Annotated in this window: 14 protein-coding genes; 7 read left to right on the top strand and 7 right to left on the bottom strand. The window is 54.9% G+C overall.

The window, feature by feature from the left end; translation table 11 throughout:
• Nucleotides 1-6: 6 nt before the first annotated feature.
• Nucleotides 7-753 carry a hypothetical protein gene (locus tag KTH_RS11880; protein ID WP_111321046.1) on the bottom strand — a complete coding sequence of 249 codons (747 nt, stop codon included), beginning with the start codon at nucleotides 751-753 and terminating at the stop codon, nucleotides 7-9.
• A complete protein-coding gene (locus KTH_RS11885; protein ID WP_111321048.1) occupies nucleotides 750-1,616 on the bottom strand; it encodes an ABC transporter permease in 867 nt (288 codons plus the stop codon). The genes KTH_RS11880 and KTH_RS11885 overlap by 4 nt, the downstream gene beginning before the upstream one ends.
• Between KTH_RS11885 and KTH_RS11890 the strand changes: the two genes are divergently transcribed.
• The 4 genes from KTH_RS11890 (at nucleotide 1,615) to KTH_RS11905 (ending at nucleotide 4,933) form a co-directional block, all read left to right on the top strand.
• Nucleotides 1,615-1,791, top strand: coding sequence for a hypothetical protein (locus KTH_RS11890; RefSeq protein WP_170142486.1), 177 nt, complete (start codon nucleotides 1,615-1,617; stop codon nucleotides 1,789-1,791). The two genes, KTH_RS11885 and KTH_RS11890, sit on opposite strands and share 2 nt — an antisense overlap.
• Nucleotides 1,792-1,824: 33 nt before the next feature.
• Nucleotides 1,825-2,523, top strand: a complete 699-nt coding sequence (locus tag KTH_RS11895; RefSeq protein ID WP_111321050.1) for a response regulator transcription factor — start codon at nucleotides 1,825-1,827, stop codon at nucleotides 2,521-2,523.
• Nucleotides 2,524-2,531: 8 nt separating this feature from the next.
• Nucleotides 2,532-3,608 carry a sensor histidine kinase gene (locus tag KTH_RS11900; protein WP_211326093.1) on the top strand — a complete coding sequence of 359 codons (1,077 nt, stop codon included), beginning with the start codon at nucleotides 2,532-2,534 and terminating at the stop codon, nucleotides 3,606-3,608.
• Between the two features lie 308 nt (nucleotides 3,609-3,916).
• On the top strand, nucleotides 3,917-4,933 hold the full coding sequence (locus tag KTH_RS11905; RefSeq protein ID WP_111321054.1) for a lytic polysaccharide monooxygenase: 1,017 nt from the start codon (nucleotides 3,917-3,919) through the stop codon (nucleotides 4,931-4,933).
• Nucleotides 4,934-5,018: 85 nt separating this feature from the next.
• Here KTH_RS11905 and KTH_RS11910 read toward each other — a convergent pair whose 3' ends face one another.
• Both KTH_RS11910 and KTH_RS11915 read right to left on the bottom strand, forming a co-directional pair.
• Complete coding sequence (locus KTH_RS11910; RefSeq protein ID WP_111321056.1) at nucleotides 5,019-5,681, bottom strand: response regulator; 663 nt, start codon at nucleotides 5,679-5,681, stop codon at nucleotides 5,019-5,021.
• A 1-nt stretch (nucleotide 5,682) separates the two neighbouring features.
• Nucleotides 5,683-6,900 (bottom strand): sensor histidine kinase, encoded by a 1,218-nt coding sequence (locus KTH_RS11915; protein WP_170142487.1) that lies wholly within the window; start codon nucleotides 6,898-6,900, stop codon nucleotides 5,683-5,685.
• A gap of 203 nt (nucleotides 6,901-7,103) precedes the next feature.
• Here KTH_RS11915 and KTH_RS11920 point away from each other — a divergent pair, with 203 nt between their 5' ends.
• Nucleotides 7,104-7,745, top strand: coding sequence for a VC0807 family protein (locus tag KTH_RS11920; protein ID WP_111321060.1), 642 nt, complete (start codon nucleotides 7,104-7,106; stop codon nucleotides 7,743-7,745).
• Nucleotides 7,746-7,855: 110 nt separating this feature from the next.
• On the opposite strand, the gene KTH_RS11925 is transcribed toward KTH_RS11920, so the two are convergent.
• Nucleotides 7,856-8,245: a PPOX class F420-dependent oxidoreductase gene (locus KTH_RS11925; RefSeq protein WP_111321062.1), complete on the bottom strand. Its 390-nt coding sequence runs from the start codon at nucleotides 8,243-8,245 to the stop codon at nucleotides 7,856-7,858.
• 116 nt (nucleotides 8,246-8,361) lie between these two features.
• Nucleotides 8,362-9,441, bottom strand: coding sequence for an SDR family oxidoreductase (locus KTH_RS11930; protein WP_497618809.1), 1,080 nt, complete (start codon nucleotides 9,439-9,441; stop codon nucleotides 8,362-8,364).
• 157 nt (nucleotides 9,442-9,598) lie between these two features.
• Here KTH_RS11930 and KTH_RS11935 point away from each other — a divergent pair, with 157 nt between their 5' ends.
• Entirely contained in the window at nucleotides 9,599-9,994 is a 396-nt protein-coding gene (locus KTH_RS11935) for a winged helix-turn-helix transcriptional regulator (RefSeq protein WP_111321066.1), read from the top strand.
• Nucleotides 9,995-10,064: 70 nt separating this feature from the next.
• Here the strand turns inward: KTH_RS11935 and KTH_RS11940 are convergent, their stop codons facing one another.
• A complete protein-coding gene (locus KTH_RS11940; protein WP_497618812.1) occupies nucleotides 10,065-11,429 on the bottom strand; it encodes a helix-turn-helix domain-containing protein in 1,365 nt (454 codons plus the stop codon).
• A 295-nt stretch (nucleotides 11,430-11,724) separates the two neighbouring features.
• Between KTH_RS11940 and KTH_RS11945 the strand changes: the two genes are divergently transcribed.
• Entirely contained in the window at nucleotides 11,725-13,428 is a 1,704-nt protein-coding gene (locus KTH_RS11945; protein WP_497618814.1) for a cellulase family glycosylhydrolase, read from the top strand.
• Nucleotides 13,429-13,440 lie beyond the last annotated feature (12 nt).

The raw sequence follows: 13,440 nt of genomic DNA on the forward strand, positions 1-13,440 counted from the left end.
TTTCATTCACTGTTTTTCGTTCAGCAATCGCTCTTCTCGTCGTAAGAGCCACCAGTTACAGAGAGCGCATCCCGCCGCAAGAGCCAGCAACGTCAGACGGTTGATCCACCAGTCGGGCGCATCCTGCCCTCCTGAGAAGGTATAGGTGATAAAGAATGGATGGAGCGCCTCAATAGAGGATAGTTTCTCGTATAGAAACAGCGAAGCAACCAGCGGGAGGACAGCAAGCAACAGGCCAAGCGTTGCGTTGCGTGTCAACAGAGATCCAAGCAGGCCGAGCATGCTCATCAAGCAGAAGGGAGCCAGCCAGCCGAGCAGAAACCAGAGCGGCCCCTGTTGTCGCGCATAGTCCACGCCAAGCGCAAGCGTCCAGCCCAGAAACACCATCGAACACAGCAGCAGCCCGGAGCAGCTCAACAACAAACGCCAGAGCACCACACTATACAGCCCTCGGGAGGTTGCCATCACCACCGAAAGCAGTGGATCACCGACAATCAATACACTGGCAAGCAGGCCCGCGAAGAGCCCGATACCAGGTTCGAGCATAAAGCGACTTAGCACGCCCGCATTGTACATAAATTCCGCGCTGCCCCTCTGCACCTGAAACCAGACGAGCAGGCCGGCCACAAAGAAGCCAAGCACCATCAACAGAAACAGCCACCAGTTCAGCAAGCGGAGATGATACCAGAGCAACAGCGCCTGCTCACGCATCGGCATGGAACGCCGCTCCCCTGAGTATTTCAGCATCTTCATGCTCGCTCCTCCCTCCGCTGCTGCATGACAAGGCTGCCATACGTCAGACAGAGCGCCACAAGCGTCGTTAGCAGCAAAGTACCAATGTTGAGCAGAGCCAGCTCCATTGACGGCTTGAAGGTTGGATCAACGTAGGTGGTGGGTGGCGTGGGAAAGAAGATCGGCAAAACAAGCATCCCGCTTGGATTGAATGGTGAAAACACCAGCCCGTACCAGCCTGTCCCGATATTCAATTCAAGCCAGAGCAGAGAAAACGCGACCTGAACGATACGTACAGGGAGCAGACTCGCCAGCAAGAACGTGACCGCCACCGCCGCAAGCATCGAGGGAATCAGCACCAGACAGGAGGCCTCAAGAAACTGTAGCTGAAGCTTCGCGGGCCAACCAACCAGCACCGCAGCCAACGCACAAAGCTGGACCGCGACCAATGCCGGAAGCAAGACGGCAAGCATATTTCCCCCGATCTTACCCAGGACATAGCGTCCACAGCCTCCCACGCTCGTTCGTTGCAATTGCCATGTGCCCAGACGCTTCTCGCGCTCCAGGCGATCAACCACCAGAAACGCCGCCATAATTCCGAAGAACATCGCTCCATACATCATCGCATTCCATACCAGTAGATGCGCCAGATGCTCAGCAGTGTAGTGTTTCTGTACATAGATAGAGTCAGGGGGAAGCGCCCGCAAAGGAATCGCGCCCTGAAGGGTCAACAAAATCAACAGCCCGGTCACGCAGCCATACGCGATCCAGAAACCTGGCCGCCGCCACTGCATCAGCAGTTCGGCCCGGAGTGCTCCCAGAACCTGGCTGCATCCCGCCAATATGCCCCGCCCGGGAGTCACACGCGGAAGATGCTGTATCATGCAAAAAGCTCCTTTCTCTCAACAAGCAGTCGCGCTATCCGTGAGCGACTTGCTTGCACCTCAGTCTACCCGCGCAACATTACAGCTTCAGGGAAAGAAAGATAAACAACAGGTTAACAACAGCTCAACATTTGCGATCCCGGCTTCATCCTTCTGGCATCTTCCGACCCGATGAGCCATAATGAGAAAAAAACAGGGGGACAACACCATGAGAGAGGTTCAGCTACCTGCAACCGTGCTTGTTGTAGACGATGATATTGCCATCGGCCAGCTTCTTAAGGACTTCCTGAAGGCCGAAGGGTTTCATGTGCTGGTGGCAACAGACGCGGACAAAGCGCTTGCCATGCTGCACCAGGAGCCGATTGATTGCATGATCCTTGATGTGATGATGCCCGGGCGTTCTGGCTTCGATCTCTGTCGCCAGATCCGCGAAACAAGCGACCTGCCTATTCTTTTTCTCAGCGCGTATGACAGCGATCGCGAGAAGCTCCGGGGATTTGGCCTGAAAGGGGATGACTATATCTCAAAATCGGCCTCTCCTGGTGAGATTGTGGCCCGCGTCAAGGCAGTGCTCAGGCGCAGCCAGAGGGAACAGCCAACCACCAGAGTGCTCGATTTTGGTCGTCTCGTGATCGATCTGACCGCCCATGAAGTGCGTGTGGCAGGTCGCCCGGTTCCTTTTACGACTCGCGAATTCGCGCTACTCAGTCTGCTCGCGGAACACCCGCGTCAGGTCTTTACGCGTGAGCAGCTCTTTGAACGCTTCTGGGGTGATATCGGCGACCGGCAAACGGTTACGGTCCATATTCGGCGCATTCGGGAAAAGATCGAGGAGAACCCGGCGGAACCACACCATATCATCACTGTGCGTGGCGTCGGCTACCGCTTCGAGGGGGAGAAAGAATGAAACAGAGCATGAAACAGCGCTCGCTGCATAGCTGGCTCACCTTCTTCTGGATGCTCTATGCCGTGCTACTCCTTGTCACCATCGCCGTCTGCTTCCTGATGCTGACCACAACGGGCGTCTCCAATGCCTCGCCTGTCCACCCGGGAACTGCGCTTTTCTTCGGCTTCATCCTCCTGGTTCTCCTGATCATGCAGGCGCTTCTGGCTGCCGCGACCGCGTGTTTTCTGCAACGCTCCATCTTCCACCCATTAAGCGCTATCGGTAAAGCAAGCCAGCAGATCGGACAGGGAGATCTCACATTCTCACTTCCCTCGTCATCGACACGTGAGATGGCCGAAGCCATTGCCGCGTTCAACGCAATGGGACAGGCTCTGCGCGACTCTCTGGCACAACAAAACCGAATGGAGGAGGAACGTCGCTTCTTTATCAGCGCGATTGTGCACGATCTCCGCACGCCGCTATTCTCCTTGCGAGGTTATCTCGAAGGAATCGAGCAGGGGATTGCGGATACTCCCGAGAAGATCGCCCACTATCTGCGGATCTGCCGAGAAAAAGCGGACGCACTTGAGCACCTGATCACCGACCTCTTCACCTATACACAGCTCGAATACCTTGAACTCCTGCCGCAGCGCGAACCGACCGACATCGCGGCCCTGCTGACCAAAAGCGTTGAAGCGATCCGTCCTCTGGCGGAGCAAGCAGACATTACGGTGACCGCAACAGGTGATACACCGCCGCTGTTGAACGTGGATAAGCGGCTCTTCGCACGGGTTATCGACAACCTGCTTGAAAATGCACTTCGTCATACACCAGCGCAAGGCGTTATCTCGATTCGCTGGCAATGGCAAGGGGAACACCTGCACTTTACCGTCGCTGATAGTGGTCCCGGCATCGCTCCGAACGACCTTCCGCGTGTCTTTCGGCCACTCTTCCGGGGCGAGGCTTCGCGTAATCGCAGGACCGGCGGCGCTGGTCTGGGCCTGACAATCGCCCGCCAGATCATGCAGGTTCATGGGGGAGAGCTCTCTGTCAGCAATCAGGAAGGCGGGGGCGCGATCTTTCAGGGCACACTCCCACAGGGATGATTGTTGCTGAAATGGCGCGTACGCGCCAATCGTTTTGTTTAGAAATCTGAGTGTTGTGTCAGATTCCCTCACTCCTCTCCTCTTTCACTGTTTTACCTATTTTTCGATACTATTCAGTACTATTCAGTTTTTCATCAGTAGCCGTGTTTGCTTGACCATCATACCTGTCATATGGTACAAGAAAAACAAAAGCGCCCGGAATACTGCTGTTAGATCACGGAAAACATGATTAAGGACAACGTTGACGGAGTGCGTTTGAATGTTCGCCGGTTATTGTTGCCAGGGAATAGAGAGGATAGGAGGAATCGATGTTCCCGCACAGCAAGCAAACGAGATGGGCCGTGCTCGGGCTGGTTCTTGCCGCGTTGATTGTGCCCGCGCTTCTGGCCGCATTTCTTCCCACCCAAATCGTCAAGGCGCATGGGGCGATGACCTCGCCTGCCACGCGCACCTACTTCTGTTATCTGGAAGGACCCGAAGACCCCGACTCACCGGCCTGTCAGGATGCGGTCGCGATAGGAGGAACGCAGCCGCTCTACGACTGGTTCGCTATTCTGATCTCGAACGCAGCCGGGCGTCATCGCGAGATTATCCCTGATGGGCACCTCTGCTCAGCCGGGACTACCAAGTATGCCGCCTATGACGCCGCTCGCACTGATTGGCCCTCGACAACACTCCAATCAGGCGTAATACATACCTTCAAATATGCAGCATGGGCTCCCCATCCAGGCACCTTTGAGTTGTATGTCACCCGCGATGGATATGACCCGACGCAGCCGCTCAAGTGGTCCGATCTGGAACCGCTGCCCTTCAATACGGTAACCAATCCGCCAATCGTGGATGGCGCATACCAGTGGCAGGCACAGCTTCCCGCAAACAAGAGCGGGCGTCATATCATCTACTCTATCTGGCAGCGCTCAGATAGCCCCGAAGCATTCTACAACTGTTCCGATGTCGTCTTTACCGGCGGCGGCACTCCGACCACGCCGACCCCGACGCCGACACAAACGCCACTGACCTGCAAGGCAACGGTGAAAATCGATAATGCATGGCAGGGCGGCTTCCAGGCCACTATCAGCGTGACCAATACCAGCTCACGTTCAGTTGCTCCCTGGGAAATTGGCTGGACCATGCAAACAGGTACATCAGTCACGAATGGCTGGAATGCTACCGTTACGCAGTCGGGCTCACAGGTGACAGCGAAAGCTCCCGACTGGAACCGCTCTATTGCGGCGGGCGGCTCAGCCTCGGTGAGCTTTGTCGCGAACGGGTCATCTAACCCGCCACCAAGCAGTGTCACTCTGAATGGAACAGCGTGCAGCTAGACAGCCTCTCTGCACTCCTTCGCTTCACAGAGAACGTCAGCCTCTCTTCAAGGCTGGCGTTTCTCATCTGAAGGTGTTCACCCGGTTACAGCCCCATTTCACGCGCCTTGATTGCAGCCTGCGTGCGATCACGAACACCCAGTTTGCCGAAAATGCTGCTCAAATGATTCTTGACGGTGCCACCCGTAATGTAGAGCGCCTCGCTGATCTCCCGGTTAGAAGCACCCCGGGCAACCATTGCCAGAATCTCGCGCTCGCGTTCGGTCAACTGCGATCCCGTGCTTTCCTGGTGGCTCTCTGGCGGCGCGGCAGGAATCGTCCAGGCCTTTTGAGCGATCTCCGGTTGCAGCAGCATCTGCCCCTGAGCCGCCATCCGAATCGTCATGGAGAGCTGTTCGGCGGAAATATCCTTCAGCAGATAGCCGAGCGCTCCTGCCCGCAGGCCACTTTGAATAAGCTCGGTATCATCAAAGGTGGTGAGAATCACAATATGGCTATCGGGCCAGCGCGTTTTAAAAGCCTGTGTTGCGGCGATACCATCCATTTCTGGCATCCGAATATCCATCAGCACAACGTCGGGGGCCTGCTGCTGATCCCGTAATTGCTCGGCAAGACGCAGGGCCTCGGCTCCCGAAGAGGCAATGCCCACAACCTCAAAATCGGGCTCCATCTCGATTAACTTGCGAAAACTCTCGCGTAAAAGGCGCTGATCGTCCACGATCAAGACACGAATGCGTTGTGCTCCCATATCAATGTATTCTCCTCTTCTGATCTGTATGCATCGGTAGCCTGACCTCCACTCGCCAGCCTCGACCCGGCTCTGCGCCTGTTCGGAAGGTGCCCTGTAACTCCTCTACGCGTTCCCTCATTCCCTGAAGCCCAAAGCCAGATGAGGAAATCGCGATCCCACCACCATCCCCATTATCTAACACCGTCAGTTCAGCCTGCTCCTCATCGGTGCGCAATAGCAGGAGTACCTTGTTGGCCCGCGAGTGCTTGCTGATATTGGTCAGCGCCTCCTGCGCACAGCGATAGAGGGTACCCTTCTGCTCAGCCTTTGGTTCGACAGTCAATTCGTCCAGGTCAAGCGCAACCTCACACCCCTTATTCACCACCTCAAACTCAGAAACCAGCCGCCGCACCATGTCAGCCAGCAGTTCCTTCGTTCCCGGGCGCAACGCAGCAACCGAGCGACGGACATCAGCCAGGCACTCACCGGCAACCCGTCGAGCCTCATAGAGCTCCTGACGCAGGCTCGGGTCACCACGCTCTTCCAGCTTAATCGCGGTCTCTAACTGTACAGCCAGCAGGGTGAGGGAATGCCCCACCGAGTCATGAATTTCTCGCGCTATCCGGTTTCGCTCACGCATCGTTGACCATTCTTCCACCTTCTCCGCGTACTGTTGAAGCTGTTCGTTCGCCTCAATGAGTTCCTGATGAGACTGCTTCAGGGCCTCTGTCAATTTCTGGGAATACTTATGCGCTTCGATCAGTTGCCGCATCACCTTCACCAGCGCAAAGGAGAAAAACAACGATATCAGAAATGAGCCCAGATCACCCAGAGCAAGGCTACCGCCCAGGAAAACCATGACAAGAATGCCGGTCAGCCCGAGCCCGGCAATGACAAGAAGCGCAAACCAACCCACGACCGCCGTTGCAATCCCTACACAGGCCGCCGCGGTGAGCCAGTTGAGCCCGAGTCCAAATAATGCGAGAACAAGAATAGCAGCCGAAAGAAGCGTTAAGAGGAGTAAAAGCAGCGTCCGCATCTTCCCACCTACTCTATCTATGAGAAAGGCAACTGTTGCCCAGAGTGCGGTACAGACGATACCCACCAGCAGCAACGGAAAAGTCAGATGCCTCGCCGTGAGGACCGAGCTGATAAACCCGACGATGCAGCAAAGATAAAAGATAGTATCAAGCCAGCCCCAGGCAACAGGCTGGCGCTCAGGCTTTATCTGGCTCATGTGCTCCCCCTTATGCAATCCTTCAATCCATCCCTTGATTATACTGAACCACATACTTCTGTGCCAGTGACACCGGTCATATGACTCCAGTCATGGGTGTGCTTCCGCGAAGATAGCCCGCAAAGAATGACCTTTAGCACAAGAAAAACAGCGTCTCCACGGCTATACTGAGGGCAACAAAAACAACAACACGGAGGAAAACAATGAAGAACAGTTTCAGAGGACTTATCATCAGTTTAGTTGTCACGGCCGCAGTGCCTTACCTGCTCTTTCTCCTGCTCACCCAACAAATGCACATGCAAGAACTGCTCGCGCTCGGCGTCATTTCGATGGTCCCGCTGCTCTACACGCTCAAGGAATTGATCGGAAAGCGTTCACTGGATATCATTGGCCTGATTTCACTGGCAGATATCGTTGTCAGTATCGTATTACTGTTGCTGGTTCACAATGCGCAACTCTATATCGCTACCAGCTCGCTTCTTCAGGGGGTGTTCGGAATCATCTGTTTTCTATCACTCTTCTTCTCAAAGCCATTTATGTTCTATGTTATCAGACAGTTCGCAACTGGCAACGATCCCGAAAAAGTGGCACAGTTCAATCAGCGCTGGCAGCAAGGCTCATCATCAATGCGTCATAGTCACCGCGTGCTCACTGTGTTCTGGGGCAGCGCCTTCCTGCTCAACTTCCTGTCAACGGCAATCTTTGCCTGCACGTTGCCTCTCTCAGTAGCGGTCGGCGTCACCAAAGCCTTCCCGATCTGTGTCGTTGCGCTGGCTATGTTTGGAACCGTCAACTATATTCGCCGTCAAAAAGCGGCCCGGGCAGCGATGACCCACCAGGCATAACACCTATGAGAGGGTTGAAAGACATGTCGCTCTCCCCTTCCATCATCTTTCAAGGTACATCGGGAGAAAGCGACATGTGGCCCCCTATGCATAGAGGGCCACGCGGAGTTTTAGAGGTTCTGACCGGTAACATGCTCCGGTTTGATATAGAGCACCACACGCGGGTCTCCCGACCAACGCAGATCACTGCCATAGTGCTCGGCCAGTTCGTTGTAAAAATCGCCCTGCGGGTCATCTTCGATACGCTCAACTTTACCCCGGAACTCGGCAGCGGTATAGGGATTATCAGGCGCGATAATCGCCACTGCAACACGCGGATCACGCTTGATGTTGCGGAATTTCTGCCGGGTCGTCGTGTGCGTAAACTTGATATACTGACCATCCCACAGGAACCACATCGGTGATACCTGCGGATCCCCGGCAGGGCCGAGGGTCGCAAGGAAGGCAAAGTTCTTCGATTTCAGGATCTTCTGAACAGTCGGATTGTTGAGATCAGCCATTGACTTGTTTCCTCCTTTATTGCCTTGGAGTCACATTTTCTCTACGAATGAAACGTGACCAGACGGTACAAATATTCCATGACACAGACGCTCTTTCGTATCCGGGTATGGAAACGTTACGGAATAATTCGACGGCGACGGAAGTCAGCAAAGACATCCAGAAACATGGCCTCAGTTTCAACATACTCGTGAAAACCAAATCGACGGGCTTTTGATCCATCGGCAAACATATCATAATCCCATGAGAAGACAAAATCACCAAAGGTCCAGGATGACACGTCTTTATACGGGATCTTCGCCAGCCCATACTTCTCCTGCATCCGCTGCCAGAGCGGTTCTTTATCGGCCATGACGACCTGAAGCGACATCGGCAACGGCGGCGCGACTTCCAGATCAAAGAAGCGGGCAAGCTTCGGCCACATCTCGGACCAGCGGAAGAGGTCACCATTGTTGATGTTGAAGGCCTGATTGGCGCTGCGCTCATTTGTGGCCGCCCAGACCGTCGCCCGAGCAAGCAGACCGGCATCGGTCATTTCCAGCAGCGAGTGATATGCACCCGGCTTGCCAGGGAAGCGCAATGGTATCCCGAGCTCCTTCGACAGAGACGCATAGACCGCGATCACCATCGCCAGATTCATCGGGTTGCCAAGCCCAAACCCGACGACGACCGAGGGACGAATAGCGCTCCAGGTCCAGCGCTTACCTTTCTGCCGCGCCTCAAGGAAAAGTTGCTGATCGACGTTGAATTCTGGCGGCATGTGGAACGCATCGGTTTCGCGAGCAGGCGTCTTAAAGGGTCCCAGGTGCGCCCCGTAGACCTTGTAGCCCTGCATCAAACTGATATGCTGTAGGACAGGTGACGTTTCCTCAATGGCCTCAACCACGTTGACCAGCATCGTCAGATTTGGTTGAACCAGCTCAGCCCAGGTTGGCTTGTCCTGATATGCGGCATAGAAGACGTGGGTAACTGTTGACAGGTCTTTCAGCTTCTCCCGGGTGTCGGCCTGATCCAGCAGGTCAACCGAGATATGTCGCACACGCTCACTCGATGAGCCACCACGGCGCGACAGACCAATAATCTCCCAATCATCAAGCGTGCTCAGATACTGAATAAGGTTCCCACCGATCACACCCTGAGCACCGACAACCAGTGCAACTTTTCGCGTACTCTCATTTCTAGCAATAGAGTTTTCCATTTTATATCTATTATCCTTTCCTGATGGAATTGCTTTTTCTCTTTCCCTCTGTCGAGGTTGTCCATACTATACGCTGAAATGGGAAGCCCTACAAGTACGCACTTTTAAGTAACCTGGGAGTACAAAAAAGAACCGACCCTATGGTATAGTATTGAGTATGGAAAGAGTGCTCGAAACATCATCACCACACAGCGTTTTGATCGCACACTGTCCCTCGCGGCAGGTGCTTGATCTGATTGCCGACAAGTGGACGGCTCTTGTTTTCGCGCTGCTGGAAAAGCGCCCCACACGCTTCAATGAGATGCAGCGAGCCATAGAAGGCGTCTCGCATAAGATGCTGACCCAGACGCTGCGCAATCTGGAGCAACGCGGTATTATCGAACGAAAGGTCACGTCAACCGTGCCCCCCGCCGTGGAATACTCGCTCTCGCCGCTTGGAACCACGCTCATTCCGCTGATGCGGGCGCTGCGGCAGTGGGCTGAAGAGCACATGGAGGAAGTTGAGCAGGCTCGTCAGAGCTATCAAGAGAAAGCAGGAAAGGAGCTTGTGTGAAGCCAGATCTATCGCGCGGATGCTGCTCGTGCGATAGATCTGGTCCTGTCGCTTTCTTGTTGGCTTCCAGCTACGAACTTAACAGCAGCGTTCCCTGTGTCTGTTCCAGAAAATGCTGTACTATGGGTTCTGACGGAAAAAGTGTTACCAGTATCTGCTGGTATTCTTTAAAGCGCTGATAGAGCATCGTAGAAGCCGCATTATCAAGCAGCGTGACAGATCGCTCCGCGATCCGCAGGCTTGCTTCCAGCTCATGTGTCCGGGCGTAGGCCTCGGCAAGCGGCATCATCGTCAACAGGCAGCGCATAATCCAGACCGGTGAGACCTGCGTTAGCGAACGTTCCAGATAGCGAATGGCCTCTGCGGGGTTGTCCAGCGACAGACTACAGCTTCCCGCGATCTGGTACCAGCGTGCCTGGTCGTACTCTTCGTTCGGCTTAAGGCGCTCGGTGATCGCAGCGGAGGCGGCCAGTTTCTCGCGGGTCTCCTCTCTGCGATGCAAGCGAGCAGCATTATACGCCCAATCGGCAAGGAGATGGGCCTTTAAGCGTACATATCTTTCGTCTTCTTCTCCATTTGACCTGATGAGCAGGTGCAGGGCAGCCTGGATATACTGAAGGGCGTCGGCATGATTGCCGCTGGCATTGGCGACCACCGCCAGCCAATTCAAACTCTGGGCCATATTCCAGATATCGGACCCCTCAAGCGCCGCCACATGCGCCTTCATATGAGATTGATGAGCCTGACAATAGCGTCCTTGATAAAGGTACGCAGCCCCTTGTAGATTGTAGAGTGCCGCATACAGGCTTCCGCGCTGCTGCTCTGGAAGCAGCTCATGCGTTTGTTGGAGCAGCGTCAGGAGCGCCTGCGCCACCATAAACGTGTGATCCGGACGCACCTGATGCGAAAGCTGCCAGGCAACCGAAACACTCTCACTCAGCGTTTGACAGAGCTGAATACGCTCCTTCATACTCACATGCGTCCGCCCGACAAGTGCCACCTTCTGAGCAAGTTGTGCACTATCGCCATGCAGCAACGCTCGGCGCACCTCTTCAGGCAGCGCCTGCACGCTCTGAAGAATGATCTGCAACACGTCAAGCAGCGCGTGCGGCTTCCACCCTTCATCAAGCAAGGAGGCTAACGCATATGCAGTCTGGATGAACTGTGTATCGGTTGTCTGCTCGCTTGGTTGCTGCTCTCCGGCGGGCAGCTTCGGTGAAGACTCCTCGGCCTCGATCAGACCGAGTTCGCGCGATGTCTTCCCGAAATAGCTACAGAGACGCCGCCGCGACTCCGCATTAATCGGGTACTGATGCTCAGCACGCCAGATTGTTGCCGCTCCTACTCTGGCTTCATTAGCCAGTTGTTCAATGGTTAGATTGTGTTGATTGCGCAGAATACGAAGGGGGTGCGTCCTTGCTGCCGTCTTCTTCATCGGAAGTTCCTCCTTTTACCTTGTATTTCATTGTACCTGAAAAAGAGCGCGTTTTTTCTATCGTCTGACTGCCATTTGCAAAAAGATGACGAGCATCTGACGAGAATCTGACGAGTTTCCTCTTTTCTCTAGTTCGCTGCTTGTGGTAAGGCGTGTTGAAAAAAAATGAACGGGCAGAAACGCTTTTCTTCTGTTTTTCATCAATGGCAGCGAAACGCTTGTGATACAAGCTTCCCTATGGTATAGACACAAATAGCAAGCTACTATAGCAGGTTCTTGCTAGAAAGGATGGATTATGTCAGGGACGACGAAAAGACGACCATTGCGCGTCGTCATGATGGTACTTGTTTTATTGAGCGTTCTTGGATTGAGTATGTTACCGTTGAACATGAACAGAGTTGAAGCAGCAGGATCAGGGTACTGGCACACTGACGGCAGCCGGATTCTCGATGCCAACAATCAGCCGGTGCGCATTGCAGGGATTAACTGGTTTGGCTTTGAGACAGCGAACTATACCGTGCATGGGCTCTGGACGCGCAACTATCGCGACATGCTGGACCAGATCAAAAGTCTGGGCTATAACACGATTCGCCTCCCCTATTCAAACCAGCTTTTTGATGCGGGAAGCACACCAACCGGCATCGACTTTGCCAAAAACCCGGATCTTCAGGGGCTGACCGGCCTGCAAATTATGGATAAGATTATTAACTACTCCGGTCAGATCGGGCTACGTATTATTCTGGACCGACACCGCCCGGACTCGGGAGGACAGTCGGCACTCTGGTACACCTCGGCCTATCCTGAATCGCGCTGGCTCTCCGACTGGAAAATGCTCGCTTCGCGCTATAAAGGAAACACGACGGTGATCGGCGCGGACCTGCATAACGAGCCACACGCGCCCGCCTGTTGGGGCTGTGGCGATACCTCGCTTGACTGGCGGCTTGCGGCTGAACGGGCCGGAAACGCGATTCTCTCGGTCAACCCGGACTGGCTGATCTTTGTCGAGGGCGTTGATTGCTATGTGTCCGGTGGCGGCACGAATGGCGGCTGCTACTGGTGGGGCGGCAACCTGACAGGCGCGCAAGATTATCCGGTACGGCTCTCTGTACCCGGACGGCTGGTCTATTCCGCGCACGACTACCCCTCTTCGGTCTACCCGCAGAGCTGGTTTAGCGATCCCAACTACCCGAACAACCTGCCTGCCCTGTGGGACCAGCGCTGGGGCTACCTGCACAAGCAAGGCACCGCGCCCGTTCTGCTTGGTGAGTTTGGCACCAAGCTGCAAAGCACCAGCGATCAGCAATGGCTCAGCAAATTGACGCAGTATCTTGGCAATGGCACCAGCGGGATGCACTGGACCTTCTGGTCATGGAACCCCAATTCTGGCGATACGGGCGGTATTCTCAACGACGACTGGACTACAGTCAATCAGGCGAAACAGGCCTACCTGAACCCGATTCTGTTCCCGCTGGATGGCGGCAATGGTGGCGGGACGCCTACTCCCACGCCAAGCCAGACCACGACAGTGACTCCGCCACCGACTTCGGTCTCACTCCAGATCAAGTATAAGGATGGCGCAGCCAGCAACACCAGCACAAATAGCCTGAGGCCTCAGCTTCAGATCGTGAATACCGGCAATACGCCGATCAATCTGGCAGACGTAACCATTCGCTACTGGTACACTACCGAAGGTGGTGGCACTCAGGCGTATACCTGCGACTATGCGACCATTGGTTGCAGCACCGTTCACGGGAAATTTGTCACGGTCTCGCCGGGTCGTACAGGCGCAGATACCTACCTGGAAGTCAGCTTCACCTCGGGCACGCTGGCACCGGGCAAGGATACCGGGGAGCTTCAGCAGCGCGTTAACAAGAGCGACTGGTCCAATTACGACCAGAGCAATGACTACTCGCGCAACGGCTCCTTCACTACCTACACTAGCTGGAATAAGGTCACGGCCTACTATAAAGGGGCTCTGGTCTGGGGTACAGAGCCGTAGGACACCCGCCGG

It is taken from the genome of Thermosporothrix sp. COM3 (genome assembly GCF_059696735.1).

Coding starts and splice junctions, on each gene's coding strand:
- KTH_RS11880 (WP_111321046.1), bottom strand. CDS start 753: ATGAAGATGCTGAAATACTCAGGGGAGCGGCGTTCCATGCCGATGCGT.
- KTH_RS11890 (WP_170142486.1), top strand. CDS start 1,615: ATGCAAAAAGCTCCTTTCTCTCAACAAGCAGTCGCGCTATCCGTGAGC.
- KTH_RS11885 (WP_111321048.1), bottom strand. CDS start 1,616: ATGATACAGCATCTTCCGCGTGTGACTCCCGGGCGGGGCATATTGGCG.
- KTH_RS11895 (WP_111321050.1), top strand. CDS start 1,825: ATGAGAGAGGTTCAGCTACCTGCAACCGTGCTTGTTGTAGACGATGAT.
- KTH_RS11900 (WP_211326093.1), top strand. CDS start 2,532: ATGAAACAGCGCTCGCTGCATAGCTGGCTCACCTTCTTCTGGATGCTC.
- KTH_RS11905 (WP_111321054.1), top strand. CDS start 3,917: ATGTTCCCGCACAGCAAGCAAACGAGATGGGCCGTGCTCGGGCTGGTT.
- KTH_RS11910 (WP_111321056.1), bottom strand. CDS start 5,681: ATGGGAGCACAACGCATTCGTGTCTTGATCGTGGACGATCAGCGCCTT.
- KTH_RS11915 (WP_170142487.1), bottom strand. CDS start 6,900: ATGAGCCAGATAAAGCCTGAGCGCCAGCCTGTTGCCTGGGGCTGGCTT.
- KTH_RS11920 (WP_111321060.1), top strand. CDS start 7,104: ATGAAGAACAGTTTCAGAGGACTTATCATCAGTTTAGTTGTCACGGCC.
- KTH_RS11925 (WP_111321062.1), bottom strand. CDS start 8,245: ATGGCTGATCTCAACAATCCGACTGTTCAGAAGATCCTGAAATCGAAG.
- KTH_RS11930 (WP_497618809.1), bottom strand. CDS start 9,441: ATGGAAAACTCTATTGCTAGAAATGAGAGTACGCGAAAAGTTGCACTG.
- KTH_RS11935 (WP_111321066.1), top strand. CDS start 9,599: ATGGAAAGAGTGCTCGAAACATCATCACCACACAGCGTTTTGATCGCA.
- KTH_RS11940 (WP_497618812.1), bottom strand. CDS start 11,429: ATGAAGAAGACGGCAGCAAGGACGCACCCCCTTCGTATTCTGCGCAAT.
- KTH_RS11945 (WP_497618814.1), top strand. CDS start 11,725: ATGTCAGGGACGACGAAAAGACGACCATTGCGCGTCGTCATGATGGTA.